This is a genomic window from Limnothrix sp. HT2024 (assembly GCF_059138625.1).
Genome location: NZ_CM181121.1, coordinates 1,081,040 through 1,102,283, shown reverse-complemented (window position 1 = coordinate 1,102,283; position 21,244 = coordinate 1,081,040). Strand labels below are relative to the sequence as shown.

At 57.0% G+C, this 21,244-nt stretch carries 18 protein-coding genes; 6 read left to right on the top strand and 12 right to left on the bottom strand.

From position 1 onward, the window contains the following. Positions 1–59: 59 nt before the first annotated feature. The gene (locus AC2IAX_RS04480) at positions 60–551 is read right to left on the bottom strand and encodes a hypothetical protein (RefSeq protein WP_494389518.1); all 492 of its coding nucleotides are present in this window, start codon (positions 549–551) and stop codon (positions 60–62) included. A gap of 91 nt (positions 552–642) precedes the next feature. Further along, complete coding sequence (locus AC2IAX_RS04475) at positions 643–1,977, bottom strand: P-loop NTPase fold protein (protein WP_494389517.1); 1,335 nt, start codon at positions 1,975–1,977, stop codon at positions 643–645. A gap of 373 nt (positions 1,978–2,350) precedes the next feature. Here AC2IAX_RS04475 and AC2IAX_RS04470 point away from each other — a divergent pair, with 373 nt between their 5' ends. The 4 genes from AC2IAX_RS04470 (at position 2,351) to AC2IAX_RS04455 (ending at position 6,570) form a co-directional block, all read left to right on the top strand. Next, on the top strand, positions 2,351–3,208 hold the full coding sequence (locus tag AC2IAX_RS04470) for a cell division protein FtsQ/DivIB (RefSeq protein WP_494389516.1): 858 nt from the start codon (positions 2,351–2,353) through the stop codon (positions 3,206–3,208). A 236-nt stretch (positions 3,209–3,444) separates the two neighbouring features. Then, complete coding sequence (gene ftsZ / locus AC2IAX_RS04465) at positions 3,445–4,722, top strand: cell division protein FtsZ (protein ID WP_494389515.1); 1,278 nt, start codon at positions 3,445–3,447, stop codon at positions 4,720–4,722. Positions 4,723–4,768: 46 nt separating this feature from the next. After that, positions 4,769–5,581 (top strand): bifunctional hydroxymethylpyrimidine kinase/phosphomethylpyrimidine kinase, encoded by an 813-nt coding sequence (gene thiD / locus AC2IAX_RS04460; RefSeq protein WP_494389514.1) that lies wholly within the window; start codon positions 4,769–4,771, stop codon positions 5,579–5,581. Between the two features lie 419 nt (positions 5,582–6,000). Next, positions 6,001–6,570 (top strand): hypothetical protein, encoded by a 570-nt coding sequence (locus AC2IAX_RS04455; RefSeq protein ID WP_494389513.1) that lies wholly within the window; start codon positions 6,001–6,003, stop codon positions 6,568–6,570. A 98-nt stretch (positions 6,571–6,668) separates the two neighbouring features. Here the strand turns inward: AC2IAX_RS04455 and AC2IAX_RS04450 are convergent, their stop codons facing one another. Together AC2IAX_RS04450 and gatB are read right to left on the bottom strand one after the other, a co-directional pair. Continuing rightward, complete coding sequence (locus AC2IAX_RS04450) at positions 6,669–7,121, bottom strand: hypothetical protein (RefSeq protein ID WP_494389512.1); 453 nt, start codon at positions 7,119–7,121, stop codon at positions 6,669–6,671. A gap of 390 nt (positions 7,122–7,511) precedes the next feature. After that, positions 7,512–8,996, bottom strand: a complete 1,485-nt coding sequence (gatB, locus tag AC2IAX_RS04445; RefSeq protein WP_494389511.1) for an Asp-tRNA(Asn)/Glu-tRNA(Gln) amidotransferase subunit GatB — start codon at positions 8,994–8,996, stop codon at positions 7,512–7,514. A 388-nt stretch (positions 8,997–9,384) separates the two neighbouring features. Between gatB and AC2IAX_RS04440 the strand changes: the two genes are divergently transcribed. After that, positions 9,385–10,752: a tetratricopeptide repeat protein gene (locus AC2IAX_RS04440; RefSeq protein WP_494389510.1), complete on the top strand. Its 1,368-nt coding sequence runs from the start codon at positions 9,385–9,387 to the stop codon at positions 10,750–10,752. 96 nt (positions 10,753–10,848) lie between these two features. Here the strand turns inward: AC2IAX_RS04440 and AC2IAX_RS04435 are convergent, their stop codons facing one another. The 4 genes from AC2IAX_RS04435 to AC2IAX_RS04420 form a co-directional block, all read right to left on the bottom strand. Continuing rightward, positions 10,849–11,277 carry a VanZ family protein gene (locus tag AC2IAX_RS04435; RefSeq protein ID WP_494389509.1) on the bottom strand — a complete coding sequence of 143 codons (429 nt, stop codon included), beginning with the start codon at positions 11,275–11,277 and terminating at the stop codon, positions 10,849–10,851. A gap of 8 nt (positions 11,278–11,285) precedes the next feature. Beyond that, a complete protein-coding gene (locus AC2IAX_RS04430; RefSeq protein WP_494389508.1) occupies positions 11,286–12,137 on the bottom strand; it encodes a segregation/condensation protein A in 852 nt (283 codons plus the stop codon). A gap of 246 nt (positions 12,138–12,383) precedes the next feature. After that, entirely contained in the window at positions 12,384–13,430 is a 1,047-nt protein-coding gene (locus AC2IAX_RS04425) for an NAD-dependent epimerase/dehydratase family protein (protein WP_494389507.1), read from the bottom strand. 182 nt (positions 13,431–13,612) lie between these two features. Next, positions 13,613–14,869 carry a glycosyltransferase family 2 protein gene (locus tag AC2IAX_RS04420; RefSeq protein WP_494389506.1) on the bottom strand — a complete coding sequence of 419 codons (1,257 nt, stop codon included), beginning with the start codon at positions 14,867–14,869 and terminating at the stop codon, positions 13,613–13,615. A gap of 735 nt (positions 14,870–15,604) precedes the next feature. Between AC2IAX_RS04420 and AC2IAX_RS04415 the strand changes: the two genes are divergently transcribed. Continuing rightward, complete coding sequence (locus tag AC2IAX_RS04415) at positions 15,605–16,999, top strand: WecB/TagA/CpsF family glycosyltransferase (protein ID WP_494389505.1); 1,395 nt, start codon at positions 15,605–15,607, stop codon at positions 16,997–16,999. On the opposite strand, the gene AC2IAX_RS04410 is transcribed toward AC2IAX_RS04415, so the two are convergent. The 4 genes from AC2IAX_RS04410 to hisB form a co-directional block, all read right to left on the bottom strand. Then, a complete protein-coding gene (locus tag AC2IAX_RS04410; RefSeq protein WP_494389504.1) occupies positions 16,996–18,603 on the bottom strand; it encodes an N-acetylmuramoyl-L-alanine amidase in 1,608 nt (535 codons plus the stop codon). The genes AC2IAX_RS04415 and AC2IAX_RS04410 overlap by 4 nt on opposite strands. A 329-nt stretch (positions 18,604–18,932) precedes the next feature. After that, entirely contained in the window at positions 18,933–19,652 is a 720-nt protein-coding gene (locus AC2IAX_RS04405) for a PHP domain-containing protein (RefSeq protein ID WP_494389503.1), read from the bottom strand. A gap of 332 nt (positions 19,653–19,984) precedes the next feature. Next, positions 19,985–20,461: a hypothetical protein gene (locus tag AC2IAX_RS04400; protein ID WP_494389502.1), complete on the bottom strand. Its 477-nt coding sequence runs from the start codon at positions 20,459–20,461 to the stop codon at positions 19,985–19,987. After that, complete coding sequence (gene hisB / locus AC2IAX_RS04395) at positions 20,461–21,078, bottom strand: imidazoleglycerol-phosphate dehydratase HisB (RefSeq protein WP_494390273.1); 618 nt, start codon at positions 21,076–21,078, stop codon at positions 20,461–20,463. Before hisB ends, AC2IAX_RS04400 begins: the two co-directional genes overlap by 1 nt. Between the last annotated feature and the right edge of the window lie 166 nt (positions 21,079–21,244).

Below are 21,244 nucleotides of genomic sequence, written 5' to 3'. Positions count from 1 at the left end.
AAATCTGGGAAATTTCAGGAAATTTCTGAAAAATTACAACTTTTCAGAGCAGGGAAGCGCTAATTGCTCAATACTGAGGCGAGAGGCTGAGGCTGCTGCTCAAAGAAGCGAATGCTGGTGGGCGTGCGGTTTTTGAGATCGGGGGCGTAGCGGGCTAGGTGGCGCACTACCCGATCGTTGACCCACAAAATAATGGGAAACCGAAACTGATGGGTGAAGGCGTTGAAGGCCCGATTGGTGGCTACCAACAGATCATCCAGTTCTTCTAAGGTTTCCAGCCCGGTGACCACCAAGGCTTGCGGTGGGTGTTGGTGGCAAGTGTGTTGAATGGGTGACAAGAGCGATCGGGCGGAGGTGGGCAACTGCAAGCACCCGACCTCCAGGGACAGCATCTCGCGTAAGCGATTAGTGGCACAACGCTGAACCGTTGGATCGTTGCAGTGCGCCAGAATCAGGGCAAATTCTCCCTGCTGGTGCAACAGAGTTCTGGCCAAAATGGCAACAGATCGTTCATTGGCGTTGGCGAGACTGCCTGGAACTTTGGGGCCCATGGCTTAACGCTCCTCATTGGAAACAGTCGCATGACTGCTACGTATTGCGCCTGGGTGGATGGGTTGGGCCCAGGCGGCGATCATCTGGGAGTTAGCGGTTTTGTTGCTGCCAAGCTTGAAACCAATCGGTTTCTTCGAGGGAAGGGTTGATGCCAAACCAACGCCCCTGGGCATCGCGGTACTCGTAAACAATTTGAGTCCGCAGCAGCATTTGGTAGCTGTCCTCGCCACGCACACTTTGTTCACGGACAACTTGGAAAAGGCGCTCTCGCTCGATGTCATCGATCGACAGGGTGAGATCGTCCCGACTGTCGCGAATAGCACGCTCCAAGTTCGCCCGAGCAAAGGGAGGGTCTTCCTGCTGTAGGCAGCGATAGAGTAATCCTAACAGGCTTCGGGGGTGACCACCACTGACCCGACAAAGACGATTTAGGGTTTCCAAGTCTTCAAAAACTGCGCTGACATGGCTGAGGGCTTCGGTGGGAGCAAGGTTTGGAAAAGCCCTCGCCAAAACAGCCGATCGCAAGGCTTCCATGCCTGGTTCAAAGGGTTCCCCATTCCGAGTCCGCACCGGAATCATTGACAATACTTTGGGAGCCAAACCGCCGCCTAAGCGGTTTTTCATCGCTTCGTATTCGTCAGCAAACATTAACGAAAGGGGAACGGTGTAGACCAAGTGGCAATTAATTCGCCGGAGCTGTGCGCCGCGATCGATAAACAAATATTCCGGTTGCCGCCGCCCGATCGAGGGCAAGGTGCGACTATCCACCCGATCGAGGTTATCCACAATCACCACCAGGCCCTTTTTGCCGCGCCGCAGCAATTCTTGGGTGGCCCGCTGAATAATTTCCTCGTTAATGGCCCGCAGAATCCCCTCCGTTCGCGGCTCCAGGTATTGCCGTAATTGGCTGCGCAGCTTGGGATTGTCCTGGGTTTTGGCGGTAATTTTGGCAATTCCTAGGGAAACCTCCGCCTGAGCACCCAGCTCGATCGGGGTTTGCAGAAAATCTGAAACCTCTTGGAACAAGTTGGCAAAATAGCTAGGTTTCAGCTTGATACCAACGGAATCTAAGTTTTCGCTGACCTGGCGAGTAATGGCCAACAAAATATCACTAATATCCACATCGGCCATGTCTAAGTCTTGGGTAGACTCGAAATAGACCACATGGAAATTCTCTTGCTCCAGTTCAGCTTTCAACCGCAAGAGTTCCGTGGACTTGCCGCAACCAATGTGTCCCGTAAAAAGCTGACAAGTGGGCACATCGGGAGAAATTCGGACGATCGTCCGCTTCAGCTCACCAATGATATTGCCACCGCGCACATTCGAGAAATCAATATAGTATTTTCGATCTTCCGGCTTGGCGAGATCGAGCGTATAGGAAGGATTGCAAGCCTTAAAGAAGCGGGATATATCGTCAATTGCCATGGTACTGAGAAATATCGGCCAAAGAAAACAGCAACAATCGACTTGGACTAGGGCTACGATGCAACCATCATGACTAACCTAGCGATCAAAGTACAGGGACACTGGCATTCACCCTGAAATCTATTCCTGAAATCTTGAAATTGATGGAAGTTGTGCAGTTTGTCCTGGGTTTTCGTTGCGGGGCGAGCAGCGGCAACTATTCTAAAGGGCCCAATTTTGAATTGGGGTTGGGGGTCTTGGCCACTGAAGCTCAGGAGAAATCAGGTATCCCTTGCAGGAATCCATATATTCAGGACGCTATTACAGACGCTATTACATAAAACAGATCAGTTAAATGGGCCAGATGTTCAACGGGCCAGATGACGGGCCAGATATGGATCCGCTTGTTCCCTTGTCTCGCCGCCACTTGGATTTGCGGCGATCGCACCTCCGCCGTCGCCGCCACTGGAAAATTGCGCGGCGGAGTTGGCGCTTGGTGGCGGTGGGGTTGGTGGCGATCGCGACGGCCAGTTTGGTCACGTCTGCCCCTTGGGTGATTCGGGGGCCCGAACAGGTGGACGTGTTGGGCAATCGGATGCTGAGCGATGACCATGTGCGATCGCTCCTGGGCATCAGCTATCCCCAATCTTTGTGGAAACTCCAGCCCCAAGTGATTGCCGCTAGTTTGCGGGCTAGGGGCCCCGTCGCCCACGCGGAAGTCACTCGCCAACTGTTGCCGCCTAAGTTGGTGGTGCAGGTCACGGAGCTGTTTCCGGTGGCTGTGATTGAGTCCACGGTTCCTATACCACGGGCTGGCGGCAACTCCCGCGCCCAAATCGGCCTGATGGACAGCCAGGGCACTTGGATTGAGCTAGAGCGATACCAAGCCATGCGCCCTGTCCCCCAATTGCCCGTGCTCAAGGCGATCGGGGACTATGGCACGATCCAACGGGAATGGGCTTTTATCTATCGATGGCTGAGTCTGTCGCCCGTGGCTGTGCAGGTGGTGGATTGGCGCAATCCCCGATCGATCCGTTTACAAACCGAGCTGGGGCCCGTGGAATTGGGAACCTATGGGCGCGATCGCTGGGCCCAACAAATGGCACTTCTGGCGCGGATGCGATCGCTCCCGCAACAACTTGATCCCAGACAAATTGATCACATTGATTTTCGGGATTTGGAGCGACCCGCTATCCAAATGCGATCCACCACTCTGGACAAGGGAGCACAACAACAGCTAAAACCACCCTAGTAACACTGTTGTTGCCTGAGCACATCGCCCGAGCATTCCACCTGCCGATCGCATTCCCGCCTCAGCAACTTCTCCACACTCGTTCACGCCCCGGCCCCTTGATCCAACAGCCGCCAGATTGCTGAGATAACTTTTTTCCAGCAACTTTCAGCAACTTACCCTATAGTTGTCTACAAATTCTGTAAATTCTGTCGGTTGGACAATCTAACCTTCGACCCTTTTAGCTTGCCAATCCCATGACGCTTAATGACCGCCTGGGGCCTGCCCAAGACAACCCAACCGCCTACGACTCCGCCGAGTACCCCCGTGGAGCCAGCGGAGCCTATGGAAGTGCTGGCCTGCCCCTCAGCAATATCGGTAGCGGCTTTAAGAATAATGGAGATGGCGGGATGCAGCCCGGTGAAACTGCCAAAGGAAGCGAGATCGTGCCAGGAAGCATCGCCCGTATTAAGGTCATTGGCGTAGGTGGTGGCGGCGGCAACGCCGTGAACCGCATGATTGCCAGCCAAATTTCCGGCATTGAGTTTTGGTCTATCAATACCGATGCCCAAGCCCTGACCCAATCGGCGGCCCAAAACCGCTTGCAAATTGGTCAAAAGCTCACCAAGGGGCTGGGGGCTGGCGGCAACCGCACCATTGGCAAAAGCGCCGCTGAAGAGTCCCGGGAAGAAATTGCCAACCTGGTGCAAAACACAGAATTGGTCTTCATTACGGCCGGCATGGGCGGCGGCACTGGAACCGGGGCCGCCCCGATCGTGGCGGAAATGGCCAAGGAAGCCGGTGCGCTGACGGTGGCGGTGGTGACCCGGCCCTTTAAGTTTGAAGGGCGGCGGCGCATGGCCCAAGCCGAAGAAGGCATCGCGGAACTGCAAGCCCAGGTGGACACCACGATCATCATTCCTAACGATCGCCTGTTGGCCGCCATTCCGGAACAAACCCCCGTCCAAGAAGCTTTCCAGTTTGCCGATGATGTGTTGCGGCAGGGGGTTCAGGGGATCTCTGATATCATCACCATTCCCGGGTTGGTGAACGTGGACTTTGCCGATGTGCGGGCAGTGATGGCCGATGCTGGTTCGGCGCTGATGGGCATTGGTATTGGTTCCGGTAAGTCCCGGGCCCGGGATGCAGCTAATGCGGCCATTTCTTCCCCGCTGCTCGAAGCCAGCATTGAAGGGGCCAAGGGCGTGGTCTTGAACATTACGGGCGGCCGTGATCTAACCCTCCATGAGGTGAATGCGGCCGCTGAAGCGATCTATGAAGTGGTTGACCCGAACGCCAACATCATCTTCGGTGCAGTGATTGATGAGCGACTGCAAGGGGAAATTTGCGTCACGGTGATTGCAACGGGCTTTTCGGCAGATTTGCCTCCCAATCCGGCGGCGGGCCGCTTAGGCACGGGTTTACCGCGATCGACCCCCAAGCCCCTTCCGAACCCCACGGGCGACCAAAAGGGCAACAGCATGTTGGGTGGGCTAGATATTCCCGAGTTCCTGCAACGGCGGCGGAATCCCTAGGCTCCCCGATCCCACCCGATCTTGATCGTCCTAGATTATCTAGACCATGAGCCAGGGAATGCAGCCCCCGATCGCCCTGACCATTGCCGGTTCCGATAGCGGTGGCGGCGCGGGAATTCAAGCCGATTTAAAAACCTTCGCCATGCACTGTGTCCACGGTGCTTGTGCCTTAACCTGCGTGACGGCCCAAAACACCTTGGGGGTAACGCGGGTGGATCCGTTGGCTCCGGCGGCGGTGCTGGCCCAAATTGATGCGGTGGCGATCGATTTAGGCATCGCAGCGGCCAAAACGGGCATGTTGCTGAATCGGGACATTATTTCGGCCGTGGTCGATCGACTCACAAGCGACCCGTTACCGGCCTTGGTCGTGGATCCGGTGATGGTGTCCCGCACGGGAGCGCAATTGATTGATGATGACGCGGTGGCGCTGATGCGCGATCGACTGTTGCCCTTGGCGACAGTGGCCACGCCCAATTGCTATGAGGCGCAATTATTGGCCGGACAGGCGATCGAGTCCTTGGCGGATTTGATCGCGGCGGCGAAAGCCATTTGGCAGTTGGGGCCCCAGGCGGTGGTGGTGAAGGGGGGCGGCCTACCGGGAGAGTTACGGGGCGTGGATGTGTGGTTTGCGGGCGATGAACCGGTGGTGTTGCGAACGGAAACCGTGGACACCCCCCACACTCACGGCACGGGCTGTAGTTTGTCTGCGGCGATCGCGGCGAACTTGGCCTTGGGGCAAGCCCCCTTGGCGGCAACCCAGGCAGCTAAAACCTACGTTACGCAAGCATTGCGCCATTCTCTGGCGATCGGGCAAGGCCAGGGGCCAATCGGGCACTTTTTCCCGTTGTTGAACGGTTGATTGCCCCTGCATCGCACCCAGCTAATCCCTAACTACCGATATCTAACCACCGATCTCCCACTGAAATCACACCCTAATTTCGCAATCCTGGAAGTTTTCAGCAGGAAATTGCCTAAACGCGCTGAATTTTCACCAATCTCAGTTCCCTAGCGGGCGTGGGAAGATTTGGCGACCGATCATCGGCCAGTTTCGCAGGCGACAATCAGCCCCTCCCCAGTCCGGAAGTCTGCTGCTTCGGTAGGAAGAGGAAAAAAGATGGTGACGATCGCTACGACCGATGGTGAAAACACGGAAATTGGGCGATCGGGGACAGGCTGCTGCATGACTGAGATCGGTCTCCGTTTGCGATCGCCGTCGCCATCTGTGATTGCTAACCGAGTGAAACTAGAGACATCACAAACATGATGGGCGATCGAGCAATGATGAGCACGCATTCCCCCAAATCTGGCCAGCGTCCAGAGGACAACGTGCGGGCGATCGCCGACGCGTTGGCCGTCTATCTCGCTTGGTCGTTCCGTAACAGTGTGACGCAGGTCAAAAAAACAACAACTGCTACCCCGGAAGTACCCGCTGTGGGTCGGCCAGCTTCGGATTCTCAACCATCAGCCACGGTCGAAGCCATGGCCGACCAACCGCCAGCCGGTTTGGCCGACTCTGGGGCCCCGCCTGCAACTTTGGGGAAAGCTGAGGATGACTCGGTGAATCTACGGAGATTAACTCAGTTCGCGCAACTGGGCCCGGGCGCGATCGAGCCAATCCTTTCTTCTGAGTCATGGCCGATGGCTGAACTGCGGGCAGAAACAGAACCCTCCCGCCAATTGCCAGGGTTAACTGCGGCCATGACCACCACGGAAACCGTTACCAGCGGTGTGAATTTCCAAAGTGAGCGATCGGGCACTGCCACTCCTGCTCAAGGATCGCCGGACTCCGATTGGGTGGATTTTTGGGCCGATCCTTGGGATACGGCTCTGGAACCGGGCATGGGTTAAACCGGCCCTCACTTGATCGCCTGGCGACAACCTTCACGGCTGGCCTTCACGGCCGACCCATTCTGACCAACTGGGGCGAATTTTCTGAACCGACTGCCCTAAACCAGCCAGCCCGTTTCGTCATCATTACTTTTGCGCGGGTCGATCGGGCCCGAGACCGAACGGCGCGGCGGCAATCGGCGCGGGGTCGGCGCATTGGGACGAGTCAGGGGCTTCGGCAGATTGCGATCGTTCATCGGGTCGATCGGGGCGGGGGCAACCGGCGGAGCCAAATTCAAAATGCGGGGCTTGTTGCGGCGCTCCGGCACGATCGGGGCCGCCAATTTCGCCGGTAGCTGGGGTGGTGTGCTGGCCGGGAGGCTACGGCTGGCCATCGCCGGAGCCGCCGGTTCCGCTTGCTGGGCTAACCACAACCGCAACCCATCCTCGATCGCGTTCCCAGGTGCATCGGTCAGTTCTAACACCCGATTGATCAAAGTCGGATCCAAGAAGACCGTATATTGCTCGCGATGTTGACTGGACTGACCGGATGGGGCGGATGGTGCAGACATGGAAAGCGCAGCGATCGGGTGGGCAAATAACTAGCTCCATTGTCGCCTGTTTTGGGGCCGATCGCCCATGAACCTATGGCCCAACCAATCCCGAGCGGACGATCGGAAGTTCACCTCACTCAAGCAGGCGACAGCCCACCGGCCGGCCGCCAACAGGCTGGCCACAAGCCATGGAGCGGAAATTGGCTTGGCCAAATGGCTTGGGAAATGGGTCGAGCAAGATTGGGTAGCAATTCGGCAAAAAATTGGCAAAAAAAAAGGAGAGTCGTTGCGGACTCTCCCAGTCATCAGGGTGCATCTACTTAGCACAGTATAGCAGCAGAAGGGCGAGGGGTGTCACCCCCTTTTTGAAATTTTGATGAATTCTTGGAAATCCAGCCGGCCGATCGCCTAGCCATTCAGCAACTCCTCCAGCAATTGGTTCGTGAGCTTCGGATCCACGCGGCCGCCGCTCTTCTTCATCAGTTGCCCCACAAAGAAGCCCTTTAGCTTGGTTTTTCCCGCGCGATATTGCTCCAGTTCCGTCGGATGGGCCGCCAAAACCTCTTCGATCATGGCTTTGATCGCCCCTTGGTCGGAAATTTGCACCAACCCCTTGCGATCGACCAAGGCCTTGGGTGAGCCACCTTCCGTTAACAGCTCCGGCAGAATGTCTTTGGCGATTTTGCCGCTGATGGTTCCATTCACAATGAGACCCACCAACTCCGCCAACTCCGCTGGTTTCAGGGCCAAGTTGTCGATCGACTGTTTTTCGTTCTTCAACCAAGCGGCAATATCGCCCATGATCCAGTTTGCCGCCTGCTTCACATCGCCCCCAGCGGCCACCGTGGCTTCAAAATATTCCGCCACTGCCCGCTCATCGGTCAGCACCTGGGCATCATAGGCCGACAAGCCCAACTCCGTTTCATAGCGATGGCGCTTTTGGGCGGGCAGCTCCGGTAGCTCCTTGCGCCAAGACTCCCGTTGCTCCTCCGACACCACGATCGGGGTCAGATCCGGCTCTGGGAAATAGCGATAGTCGCTGGAGCCTTCCTTCGAGCGCATGGAAATGGTGCGTTGGCTGCCCTCTTCCCAAAGGCGGGTTTCTTGGACGATCGGCTCACCGGTTTCGATCGCCTCAATTTGGCGCTCAATTTCATACTCGATCGCCCGCTGAATCGCGTTGAACGAGTTCATATTTTTGATTTCAACCTTCGTGCCAAAGGCCTTTTGGCCCACCGGTCGCACCGACACATTCACATCACAACGCAGGGAACCTTCCTGCATGTTGCCGTCACTGATGCCCAAATAGCGCACGATTCGGCGCAGTTCCTTGGCATATTCCGCCGCCTCTTGGCCCGTGCGAATGTCCGGCTCCGAAACGATTTCCACCAACGGCACACCGGCCCGGTTGTAGTCCACCAGGGAATAGGCAGACCCGGCCAGGCGATCGGCTCCGGCATGAACCAACTTGCCCGCATCTTCTTCCATGTGCAAACGGGTAATGCCAATCCGCTTACGGGTAGCGTTCCCTTGCTTGTCCACAATTTCAACTTCCAGCCAACCATGTTCCGCGATCGGCAGGTCGTATTGGGAAATTTGATAATTCTTGGGCAGGTCAGGATAGAAATATTGCTTGCGATCGAACTTGCTGTAGGGGGCGATCTGACAATTGAGGGCCAAGCCCGCCTTCACCGCATACTCCAACACCTTTTGGTTTAGCACCGGCAGCGTGCCCGGCAACCCCAAGCACACCGGATCCACATGGGTGTTGGGATCGGCTCCAAACTCCGTGGAACTGGTACAGAAAATTTTGGTTTCCGTGCTCAGTTGACAGTGGGTTTCGAGACCAATGACGGCTTCGTATTCGGTCTTGGCAGGCGCGGCAACGGTCATATGCTTGGCTGAACTTGCTGTGAGTGACGGTTGAGGCAAAAGCGAGGCAAAAGCTAATAAACAGCGAGGAACTGAGTCTGGCTGAATCAGCAGGCCTATTCAGTATCCATGGCTCATGGCCCGTCCAGTATTCCTACTGTGGGTCTTTGAGCGCGATCGGCTTAGAATCCCGAGAGGGCCCCAGTTGGCATCATCGAAGGGGTTCATCAATAGTTGAGCCAGTGACCCAATCAACTAGCCAGACCATAACCCGATCAAAATGCTCGGACTTCATTCTATCGCTAGCGATCGCTCGGCCCCGGTTGGAAGCAAAACTTTTGACGGTTGACCTGTCTCTTTCAACTGGCCGTGCTGGTGGAATTCATCGCCAAGGATTAATCAACGGAAGGTGGCCGTGCAACGCAAGGGGCAAATCCTGATTGGGCTGTTGGGGGCAGTAGTGGTTGCGGGGCTGGGCCTGGAATGGTGGCTGCGTAGTGACCCGATTTTGAGGGCCGCGCGATCGGCCTATGACCAAGCCAACTGTGCGGCCGCAATTCCCCAGTTTCAGCAGGTGGCCGATCGATCCGCTCCGGACGATCGGGACCCAACGGCCGTGGAAAGTCGCTATCGGTTAGCGGAATGTCAGCTTTACCAAACCGCTGAGCAGGCCCAAAAGGCTCGCCAATTGAACAAGGCGTTTGGAGCCTATGTGCAATTTGCCAAGATTTATCCCCACAGCGCTTTGATCGGGGCAGTGCGGGCGAATATTCGCCGGATTTTAGATCGCACCAGCCCGGGCAGCCTGGCCAGTGCGGAAGCTTGCCGAGGGTTAACCATTCTGCTCGATCGGGCTGTGGTTAGCGCCGAACACCCCAGCGCGCCCCTGCTGTTGTTGACCTGTGGGCGGCTGTTTACCCAACGGGCTGAATATGCGCGGGCTGTCCATACCTACGTGGCTCTAGAAATTCACTATCCCGATCATCCCGTGATGGGACTGTTTCCGGAGGAGCTGGCCCAATTGCTGCGGCTGGGGCAATTTTCAGAATCTTCGGTGCGCAATATCTATCAGGTGATTGAGCAACGGGACTTGGATCGGCTGAATTGGACAGCCCGCCCGGAACCGGATACGGATTGGACGATGGCCAATCCGCGCTCTTGGGAACTGGTGCAACAATGGCTGGCCAATCCGGAATCTTGGCTGATTCTGGGAGGCGGGGCGGTGTGTTTGGGTTTGGGGCTGGCGGCCAGTCGCTGGTGGCGGCACCGATCGCCCCGGCCCCGGCGATCGGTTTCCCGACGATCGCCCGTGCGAGTCACCCAAGAACGGCCTACGGGCTTTCGATTTGATGGGGGTCAATATCGCCTGACCCGGCAACAGCTCGACCAAATCAAGGCGGAACCCAGCCAGACCCTTCCCAAAACCCAACCTCAGCGGCCCGATCGCCCTACGCCTTCCCCGTCCACCTCGTCCACCTCTTCCTCATCGCGATCCGCGTCGTCTCGATCGACTCCACCGCAGCCAACACCACCCCCATCCCGACCTCAGCGCGATCGCCCGTCGGCCAAGCGGCCGCCCCGCCCAGACCCCAAACCTAAACCTGCAAAAAGTCGCGGCCCCAGCCGAGCCTTGGAAGCGCAACTGTTGCTGTTAGTGCAAAACCAACGATCAACCGCTGAACGCTTGGTGGCCTTTGAGCGATCGCGGATGCCGGGTAAATCGGAGGATTGGTATTGGCAAGCGGCGATCGAGCGGCTCATTCGCGATCGGCGCTAATCAGGCGCTAATCAACTGCTGCTAATCAATCGTTACTAACCAATTGTTCCTAACCAATTTTTGTTAACCAATTGTTGTTAACCCAACCAGGAATCTTCAGGGCTGAACCGGGCGATCGCGATTGGCCAACCACCAACCCAGCCCAATGCCCAAAAAGCTGCAAACCAAATCCACCCCGCTAAAGGTGCGATTGGGGGACAAACTTTGTAGCCATTCTTCCGCCGCCGTCCAAATTGCAAAGCCCAAGGGAAACAGGGGCCAAGCGCGGCCGCCCAGGCGAATGGTTTTCCAGCGGCTGAAGCGGTGGCCCAGGTAGCTGCCCATGGCGTAAAGAATGATGTGGCCGGGGATGTCGTAGTGGGGAATTTTGCCTAAAAAACTGGGCAGGTTTCCCGTGTAGGCCAGCCAAAGAATGCCGCAAAATAACAGGCCATAGAAGGGAGCCAGCCATCGCATCCAATCCACACGGGGCGATCGGGCGGTGGGCATGGAGTCAGGTTCGCTGGGGCGATCGAGCGGTGACATAGGTGGAGTCAAGAGTCAGGAATAGGCGGCAAAGGATCCGGCAGCGATCGCACCCGCAGGTCTTGATAAAACTCCGTTTGTTCCAACTCCACCTTCGATTGCGATGCCAGCAGCAGCAACGCCCAAAAGGCCCCTGCCCGATCGCTCTTGGTGGGTTGGTCACTGAGCAGCTCACCTTGACCCATGGACCCATGATGCGCGATCGTCAGCGGAATTGCCTGGGGGCCCGTGCGGGGAACTTGAGCGACCAATTCATCAAAACTCAGCCATCGATCGCCAAAGGGACGCAAAAACGCCGCCAAGGCCTCCGAAACTTCCCCTAGGTTTTCTTGGTGCGCCAGTTGCTGCACCGCGCGCATTTTTTGGCGGCGATTGGGGCGGCGGGTTTTGCGGGGGCGGGCCGGTTGGGTGGCCAACAGGCTGGCCACCTGCTGCAATTGCTCAATCATGTCGCCCAAGGACACGCGCCGCTGGCCGGTTTGGGGAGCCACGCCGCGCCGTTTCAGGCATTGTTCCAAATGTAGGGGCAGCCGACCACGGGCGATTGCCTCAATGGCAGCTTCCGCTTCTTCTTCCCAATCATCGCCCTCCGTCAGCGGGGGAAATTCCGCCAGGGTCAACCGGTTCGCCTTAATCAACACCAACAGGGCCGCCGAAACAAAGGCCTGAGCCGATCGGGACAGATGGACATCGTAGGCCGCCTTGCCCATTTGGCCCGCCACCGGTTCGATCGCCCGTTGCAGTTGATCCAAGTACCGATCCAACACCTCCACGGCCCGCACATCCCACGGGTCGATCGACCCCTGTTCCGCCATTTCAATCAATGAGGCGATCGTTTCTTGGATGACTAATCCAGCCATAGACGACGGTGGAGAAGGGGAGTGGAAATAGTTGGGTTAGCGTGCTGGGGTTGGGAACCCTAGTGGCATGACAGGCTTAATTCATTAGGGCAATGTTGCGGAGTCAGTCGCAATAACAAGGGGCTTAATCCCCTTGCTGCCTAACGATTCGGTAACAGCAACAGTTCACTCACGTTAACAGTCATTTGACTTCACCTGTGAAAATAAACTTGCCGTGCTACTAGGCTAAAAAAACGGGCTGAAAAATTAGTGATGGCCCAGGGATTCCCGATTGGACTGTTGCAACCACTCGATCGTCCGGCGACAGCCTTCCTCAAAGGAGACCGGCGCACGATAACCCAAGCGGGTTTCCGCTTCTGTTAAGGGTAAATGCCATTGGCAGCGGTAGAGCGCCGAAAGCTCCTGATTCAAAGGCGACAACACCGGGCGCGGCCGCTGGCCGCTGGCTCGTTTGCGTTGGGCCTGCAAACCCGATAGCAACGTCCCCACCAGGCGCATTCCTCGCAGTGTTTCCTTTAACTCTTCCTTCACACTGGGACGAAAGGCTGCAATTTCGACATTGGGCAGTTGGTCAAAGGATTGACCAAGGGCCGCCGCGATCGGGCGGTAAAGGTCAGCCCAGGTCACCACTTCCTGATCCCCAATGAAAAAGGCCGCGCGATCGACCTTGGCCGCTTCGGCCGCCAGCGCAATCCCATGGACTAAGTTATCCACATAGACACTGTTGCAAATGCCACGCCCATAGTCTGCTTGGTAAGCCACACCATCTGTGACCGCATTGGCGAAAGCCTCGATCCAAGTGGATTTGGGGCCCCAAACAATCCCGGGACGGATGATGACTAATTCAGTTTTGGTCTGCGATCGATCGGCCTGTAAGCGCCACTCTGCCCTCACCTTGGCGTTGTTGTAGGCGATCGGGTAGTTGTCCCGCAGCGGGCTTTTTTCCGTGGTGCCGGGGGCCGGCGCTTGGCCATGCACCACAGCGCTGCTGAGATAGATAAATCGTTTCACCTCAGCATCGGCGGCCGCCTGGTAAACCACGGGCGCGTTTTTGCGCACAAAACTGGGACTACCGGCCAGGCAATAGACCGCCGCTTGGCAACCGGTCAGGGCTTGGGCCAGGGAAGTCGGTTTGGTGGCATCAGCAATCCGGGCGATCGCCCCTTCCGGCACATGCTTGGGCACCGATCGCCCGATCGCCACCACCGTGAAGTTGGGATCTTGTGCCAATATCTCCACGACCCGTTGGCCAATAAATCCGCTGGCTCCAATTACGCCCAAGGTTACGGTCATCTTTGCCAACTAACTCCATGCTCGGAAAACTGGGATGGGGGACTAGGGTTTGTTGTCCAATCGTCTGAAACCCTGATTCCACCGTAACAAATCGTAGGGGGCAAGGGGCTTAAGCCCCTTGTCTAGGGCAGTTAGCGATGGGAACTGGAGCATCTGGGAAATTTGGGCGATCGACAAAATGCCTAGTCCCGCTCCGTGCGTACCCATTCCGTCTGTCGCCGCTTCAGGAATCCCAGATAAATCGGTACTTTTTGCAGCACATAGAGCGGAATCATCAGCAACATGCGGGCCGACAGGAACGGCCGCCCCACTCGCCACCAAGCCAGGCCGATCGCCCCAAACAAGACCAACCCCAACACCCCCATCCCGATCGCGGGTTGCCAGCGTCCCACCAGGGCCCCCAAACCGGTCACCGCGATCGCCGCGCCCACCCAAATCATCACCAAAAACGACAGGGGCGGCACCAGCAAATCCAACCCCATCACCAGCAGGGGGCCATTTCCGGTGCGAATGGCCCGCCCCAACAACGGCGGCACCACGGAAATCATCGTCTGCAAATGACCATGTTCCCAGCGGGTGCGTTGGCTGGTGGCGGCGCTTTCGGCCTGGGGCAACCGACCGGTCACGGGCGCATCGGGGCAAAACAAGGGCGGAGAGCCGGCCACCGTTAGATCAATGCCCATTTGCATATCCTCCACCAGATTGCCGCTGGCGAGGGGGAGTTGGGCGATCGCCTGCCAAGGAAACGCCATCCCCGTCCCATTTAACAAACAGGGCAACCCCAGCCGCCGCAATCCCTCCGATCGGGCAAAATTCTTGACCGCAAAGGCAAAGGCCGAAACCCGCCGCGCCGCACTGGGAGAGGGCGGCAGTTCCATCAAGTAGCGCCCTTGTACCGGGCGATCGTACTTCAGCGCCCATTGCCCCAAACGATCCAAGCTACCCGGCTCCAGGGTGCAATCCGCATCCACAATCACCACCACCTCCGGCGGCTCCTGGGCCAACACTTGCACCCCAAAATCGAGAGCATAGCCCTTGCCCCGCTGCTCGCTGTTGAAGCGCTCCGCCACGGTCGCGCCGGCCGATCGGGCCAGTTCCGCCGTGGTATCGGTGCAGTTATCCGCCACCACCAATAGTTGATCGCCCGGTTGCAACTGGGGCTGAATGGCTTGGATGGTTGTCCCGATCGAGGCCGCCTCATTGTGAGCCGGAATCAGCACCGCCACCCTGGGCCGTCGCCAGCCCGCCGTGGAGGGCGATCGGCCAAAACCCGGCAACAGCCCTCCCACCAAACACTCGATCGCCAACATCGCGATCGGCAACGATACCAGACCCGTCACGCCCCACAGGGCCCACTCCACTCCCAAGGCGACCTCAACCACCCCGGATTCAAGCAGCAGCGGCGGCATCGGTTGCCAGATTGAGAAGCAGTTAGCCATAGGTCGATCGCCTGGGAAATAAAGAGTCTCTTGGTGATTGGTTGAGCGAATCGCCTCCGCCACCCCCAAGGGCCAGTTCAGGGCCCCATGAGCGCCAAATCTGCGCCAAATAGGCCAATCACCGGCACTTCACCTAGCTGAAACATCAGTCGCAATACTCGTCAAAACACCCTTAATCGGCCCCATTCTGCCTAAAACCACAGGGCTTGCAAAGGGCTTCAGTCAAGAATTGCCAGCTTGAGAGAACTTCCCCATTGTCTCCAATCGGCTTAATTCAACCCCAATTCAGACTCGATTCAACTGGGGAAATTCATTAGCTAGTTTTTTTAAAGACTTTTTGAATGATTGATCGAAAAACGATTATCTTGATGCTCTCAATCACAGTGGGCATTATGATAGCTTCATAAGGATCCGGGGTGCAAGCCAGCATTGGGCAAGGCCATTACAGCTATTAATTGGGTATCACGATTAGGCCCTGGATGAAACAGGCAAATTGGGTCGTTGAACTGAGCCATTGAATTCGGCAATTAGACCAATTTTGACCTAATGGGGAAATTAACCCTGAGGCTGTTCCCCAAGGGTGGATGAATATCACGAGTGCAGCGAGTATGTTTGGTCAGATCTCTGGAACGATCAGCATTTTTGTCTTTCGAGTCACTGATTATCCGTCTCTCATCACTGCACAATCACTCTGAGTGTCACATCTCAATGACTACCTATTTTGGAGAGGCTGCCATGACCTCGATCGCACCCAAGGTTCCGATTCTGAACATCACGCTCGACAACATTTCTCAACAGAAGTTGTTGGCAAATTTGAAACGGGGCGGTTGGGTGACCACGCCCAATATTGATCATTTGGTTAAAACTCGGAAAGATGAGGTTTTTGACACGATCTATCACAAAGCCGATTACTTGGTTTGTGATAGCCAGGTTTTGATCTTTGTGGCCAAGCTGATGGGCTACCACATCACCGACAAAATCTCTGGATCCGATTTCTTTCCGGTTTTTTATGAATATTATGCCCATGACCCAGAGATGACTATTTTTCTGCTGGGGGCCATGGAGGGAGTGGCCGAAAAGGCTCGCCATCTAATTAATGAAAAGGTGGGCCGCGAAATGGTCACGGGGGTTTATTCGCCGCCTTTTGGTTTTGAGCGCGACCCGGCGGAATGCGCCAAGATTGTTGATTTGATTAATCAATCGCGGGCTAATGTTTTGCTGGTGGGAGTTGGCGCACCCAAGCAAGAAAAGTGGTTTTATCGCCATCGCCATTTGCTGAAACAGGTGACGGTGGCCTTTGGCTTCGGGGCAACGATCGACTTTGAGGCGGGCAATGTGCCCCGATCGCCCCGGTGGATGAGCCATGTGGGTTTGGAGTGGTTGTTTCGGCTGTCCTGTGAGCCAAAGCGTCTTTGGCGGCGCTATTTGGTGGAGAGTTTGCCATTTTTTATGGATTTGGGGGCAGCCCTGTTGGGTCGCTACCAACTGCACCGACCGATCGGGATCTTGCTGCAAGAGGCGGGGTTTTTAACCGAAGGGCAATTGCAGGAGCTAATTGACTGGTATGAACTACGCCAGCCGCTACCCCTAGAACAAATTCTGTTAGCCAAGGGTGTGGTGCAGCCGCCGGTTTTGCAGTTTTTTGAAACGGTTTTGCCACGGTTGGGCGAACGATCGGGGGTGGATCTGCAGTCGCGATCGGCGATCGTCCAGCTCTGTGAACAGGCTGGATTGTTGACCCCTCAACAGCGCCAGGAACTGGAAGCCAGTGACAGCCCATCGCCGGAATTGGTGGCGATCGAGCGAGGGTGGTTGAGCGCCCAAATGGTGCGGCTGTTGCAATTGGCGATCCCGTCCGGCGGCCTGACCCTGAAGCCGGAGGCGGCCCTTTACCGAGCTGGGTTGATTGATTTTGATTGGATTGCGGCGGCTCGGGCCTATCAACGCAATCCCCAGTGGCTAACGTTGGGTGAGTTGGCGGTGGCTCGGGGCTTAATTTCCCATCGTCTCTTGGTGTTTATCCAGGAGTACCAAGCAGAACTGTCAGCCTTGCCCGATCCCCAGGCCCTGCGCGATCGGTTGGTGGCGGCGGGACTGGCCGCGCCCAATGGTTTGGAGAGGGCCGCTTAGCGGCCAGGGCCGTTGAGATATTCGATCGTCCCTCGGGCGATCGCCCAGGCCATTTGCGATCGCCAAGTGGGATTGGTCAGCAGGGCCGCATCTTGTCGGCCCGTCACAAAACCGGTTTCCACCAAAATCGAGGGCATTCGACTGTTACGCAGCACATAGAACCGAGCCGTGCGCACCCCGCGATTGCGCATGAATGGAAAGGCGCGCATGATGCTTTGTTGCACCGCCTGGGCCAACCGACCGCCGGACTGGTGGTAGTAGGTTTCTACGCCGCTCACGTCCGGGCGATTAATGCCTGCTGAGTTGGCATGGACGCTAATAAAGACGGTGGCATTAATGCGGTTAGCCAACTGGGTGCGCCCATCCAGACTGATAAAGGTGTCGTCATCGCGGGTCAAAACCACGTCGGCCCCTTGGCGACGCAACAGCGCCGCCAGTTGCAGACCAATATCCAAAACCGCTTGCTTTTCTTGCAGTCCCCCAATCCCGATCGCCCCGGGATCGCGACCGCCATGGCCCGGATCCACCACAATTCGCACCCGCCGATTCAACATCGGCAGACCGCCCAGGCGAGGATCGGGGTAATCGTTCACCCAGCCGGGCGATTGGCCGGAGTTGTCCGGTTGACGGGGCCAGGGCCGCGGCGGCAAAGGATTGGCCGTGGGCGGGGTGGCGGCGGGGGGATTCACGGCGGTGGTGCTGCCGATCGGCTGGGCAATCACCAAGCTCTCTTCGGTGCGAGCCTGCCAATCGGGGCTGCTCGGATCCACCACCAACAAAACTCGCACCCGAGGCGGATACCCACCCCGTTGGGGAGTGACGATCAGACGGGTTACGCCCGCTCGGCCGCCCACGAGTCGATCGACCCCATTGGCGATCGAGGCGTTATCTAACCAAATTTCGATCTGTCGGCGATCGGGGCTGCGGTTTACCGTAATGCCGGGAGTTCCACCGCTCACCCGCAGGGCCAATCCGCCTTCAGACAGTTCCACTCCTTCCACTTGGGCGATCGGGGAGTTGCCGCCCGATCGTTCTAAAACCTCTCGCAACGCGCCGGGAATCCAAGGGCGATCAGAATTATTGGGATTATTGGGGTTATTGGGAGGTGTGGGTTGTGGGCGATTCCGCTGGCCAGGCAGCACAAGCTGCGGGGGAGGTTGCTGGGCAATCGGTTCTCCGCCCAGTTCTACCGTCCATTGGGTCGGAGACAAGCTGCGCACCCGCACCCGATCGGGATCAATGCGATAGCCCGGTTGGAATTCGATCGCGATGCGGGTGGTGTTGCGATCGGGCTGGCCCACGCGCACCGCTCGCACCATGCCCCCAAACCGCTGTTCTTGAACCGGTTGGGCCAAGGTGGTGTCCGGCAGGTCAATGGCCAGGCGATCGGGCCCCGACACAATTTGGGCCCGGGGCTGCACCCCTTCATCGGTTGTGAAGCTCAACTGATTGCGCGTCGGATCAAACCGCCAATTCAGCAGTTGCCCGGCCTGGGCTGGCAACGCCGCCACCAACGATCCCAGCAGCCCCAACAGCCCGACGGCTGCCATTTGCTTTCCGGGGGCCGACTTCCGACCATCGCCAAACAAACGCAAAGCAACCAAAATTGATCTCCAACAAACCAAAACTGCCGGGCTGATTGGGCGATCGACATTGGCCCGTCTTGGGTGTCACTTCAGACCCATGCGATCGCGCCTTCTTGCCGAATGCAGTTTAGCGCCCAGGCGAAATTTTGACCAAATTTGATCGTTATTTCGATCGTTACTTTGAGCGTTGGATCGTTGATTAACGTCTCAAGGATTAACGCCTCAAGGCCGGCGATCGACTTCTGAACGCAGGGGCAACCATCCCCACCCATGCGCCCGATCGAGACCCGTAACCCCGGATCCAGATAGACCGACAGCGTAAGCCGACAAAATAGACCGACAGAGATCTACAAACGCAACAGCAAATTGGGCCCGTGGGTGTCTGTCCCGCAAGTCATCATCAGCCCAAATCGTTCCGCCAACTCCTTCACCCGGGCGGTTTGATCGGGGCTAGGAGTCCAAGGGTTGGGATTGTTATAGGCATAGTAAGCCTCCACCCCGTCAATCCCTAGGGTTGCCGCTGCCATAATCAGGGGCTTGGCATCCAGGCGATAGCGAGCGGGGTGAGCCAACACGGCAATGCCCCCCGCCTGTTGAATGGCGTGAATCACTCGATCGGCGTAGTAATACTCATCGCGCACGGGCTGCCCTTGCAAATAGGGCTGAATCACATCAGCACTGATATCAAAGGCATAGCCCAGGATATGCACCTCGGTTCCCAGCAACCCTGCATTGATTTCAACCCCCGTCCACAAATGGGGCACCACCAGCTCAGGGGTCACTGATTTGGCCAATTGCAGTGCTTTGGCCGCAGCCAGATAGCCATTCACACTGTGGTGATCGGTAATGGCAAAGCCCTTGAGACCAATTTGCAGGGCCTGGTTAATCAAATCGGTGGGGCTGAGACGGCCATCGGAGGCCGTTGTGTGCATGTGAAAGTTGTAGTGACGCGGGCAACTCGTCGGAGTCAAAGATTGGAATACGTCCCGCAGCAGCGCCTGGTCTTCAGCCGTCACCGAAGCTGTCACCGACAGCGGACTCAAGCCACGGGTAACGCGAGCTGTCATAGCGACACTCCCAAAGAATGGAGAAAAATGGCTTCACCAATCTTAAACAATTTTTAAAGACTTTCTGTTGCAATTCGTCATGTGCCATGCATTCGCCATAAATGGTCTTTGGTCAAAAAGGAAACCCTCCAGGATTTCGATGGTTTTAAATGCAAATCAAACTATTTTTTGACGATCCCAAACTTTTAGAAAGTTTTTAAAAAGTTTGAGAAAAAGGCAAAAAAATTCCCGACCAATCCTCACGCCTGCCATGGGTCTGTTTGAAGTGGGGATCGGCCGGGCCAAAACTGCCCCAACTTTGGGATCGGGAGAGTTAGCAGCGTTAGCAAAAATCAATTGATGGTGGTTTGGGTTGCCATGTCACCCGATCGGGTGCTGAGGGAACCTGGATTGGTGCGCGGCTGCAAGAGGCGGGGAGCGCGATCGAGCATCAATTCTCGACTGAGACCCTCGCGCGCATCATCTCGATTCAGCAAACTGCAAATCAGCTCGCCGGGCCCATGGGGGTCAAACACATGGCGGATGCCATCCAGCCCGACCCAAATTCGACGGCGGCAGTTGTAGGCCGATCGGGGCCGTTCCACCCCATCCACCGCCACCGTGGCCCGAAACTCCCAGTGTTTCTTGGCACTGCGCTGAATTTTCAGAATGCAAATTTGCTGACCATGCCAGGGCCGACAAAAATCCGCCGCTTGGGCCGCCGGAGGTTCCAGCCCCCAAACCAGCCCCACTAGCAGGAAACCGGCCAGCACCCAACCCGCCTGCCAACTCCCAATCCAACGCTTTTGGATCGATCGCCCCTTGGACACTAGAGCACACCCTTGGAACTGGGAATTTTGCCAGCACGACGCGGATCCACCTCGATCGCCATGCGCATTGCGCGGGCAAAAGCTTTAAAAGTGGCTTCGATGATGTGGTGCGAATTGATGCCGTCCAGTTGGCGAATGTGCAAGGTCATTTGCGAGTGATTCACCACCGCCACGAAGAATTCCCGTACCAATTGGGTGTCATAGTTGCCCACCCGTTCCGTGGGGATTTGCAGCCCATAGCTCAGGTGGGGCCGGCCGGAAAAGTCCAACGCCACCTGCACGAGGGCCTCATCCAAGGGGGCGACAAAATGCCCAAACCGGACGATACCCTTGCGATCGCCCAAGGCCTGATGCAGCGCTTGGCCGAGGGTGATGCCCACATCTTCGTTGGTGTGGTGATCATCAATATGCACATCCCCGGTGGCTTGGATGTCCAAATCAATCAATCCATGGGAGGCAATTTGATCGAGCATGTGATCCAAAAAAGGCACGCCGGTCTGGGCGGAGCAACGGCCCGTTCCGTCCAAATTCAAACCGACCTGAACATCGGTTTCGCCGGTTTTGCGGCTGACGCGGGCGGTGCGATCGGGCGTGAGGATGACGGGGCGATCGAGCATCGGCTGGGTAATTGGCTCGGTGATTGGCTCGGTAATTGGCTCAGTGGTTTGCATGATTTGAGGAACGATCGGAGGGCAAACGGCAACAGGGGCGATCGGGCAACAGGGGGCGGACAGGGCGATCGCCCATCCAGCCCCCATGGGTTATGGGTTATGGATCCCAGGA

Excerpts from the sequence above, each read along its gene's own strand:
- AC2IAX_RS04480 (WP_494389518.1), bottom strand. The coding sequence starts at position 551 with ATGGGCCCCAAAGTTCCAGGCAGTCTCGCCAACGCCAATGAACGATCT.
- AC2IAX_RS04475 (WP_494389517.1), bottom strand. The coding sequence starts at position 1,977 with ATGGCAATTGACGATATATCCCGCTTCTTTAAGGCTTGCAATCCTTCC.
- AC2IAX_RS04470 (WP_494389516.1), top strand. The coding sequence starts at position 2,351 with ATGGATCCGCTTGTTCCCTTGTCTCGCCGCCACTTGGATTTGCGGCGA.
- ftsZ (WP_494389515.1), top strand. The coding sequence starts at position 3,445 with ATGACGCTTAATGACCGCCTGGGGCCTGCCCAAGACAACCCAACCGCC.
- thiD (WP_494389514.1), top strand. The coding sequence starts at position 4,769 with ATGAGCCAGGGAATGCAGCCCCCGATCGCCCTGACCATTGCCGGTTCC.
- AC2IAX_RS04455 (WP_494389513.1), top strand. The coding sequence starts at position 6,001 with ATGATGAGCACGCATTCCCCCAAATCTGGCCAGCGTCCAGAGGACAAC.
- AC2IAX_RS04450 (WP_494389512.1), bottom strand. The coding sequence starts at position 7,121 with ATGTCTGCACCATCCGCCCCATCCGGTCAGTCCAGTCAACATCGCGAG.
- gatB (WP_494389511.1), bottom strand. The coding sequence starts at position 8,996 with ATGACCGTTGCCGCGCCTGCCAAGACCGAATACGAAGCCGTCATTGGT.
- AC2IAX_RS04435 (WP_494389509.1), bottom strand. The coding sequence starts at position 11,277 with ATGTCACCGCTCGATCGCCCCAGCGAACCTGACTCCATGCCCACCGCC.
- AC2IAX_RS04430 (WP_494389508.1), bottom strand. The coding sequence starts at position 12,137 with ATGGCTGGATTAGTCATCCAAGAAACGATCGCCTCATTGATTGAAATG.
- AC2IAX_RS04425 (WP_494389507.1), bottom strand. The coding sequence starts at position 13,430 with ATGACCGTAACCTTGGGCGTAATTGGAGCCAGCGGATTTATTGGCCAA.
- AC2IAX_RS04420 (WP_494389506.1), bottom strand. The coding sequence starts at position 14,869 with ATGGCTAACTGCTTCTCAATCTGGCAACCGATGCCGCCGCTGCTGCTT.
- AC2IAX_RS04415 (WP_494389505.1), top strand. The coding sequence starts at position 15,605 with ATGACCTCGATCGCACCCAAGGTTCCGATTCTGAACATCACGCTCGAC.
- AC2IAX_RS04405 (WP_494389503.1), bottom strand. The coding sequence starts at position 19,652 with ATGACAGCTCGCGTTACCCGTGGCTTGAGTCCGCTGTCGGTGACAGCT.
- hisB (WP_494390273.1), bottom strand. The coding sequence starts at position 21,078 with ATGCTCGATCGCCCCGTCATCCTCACGCCCGATCGCACCGCCCGCGTC.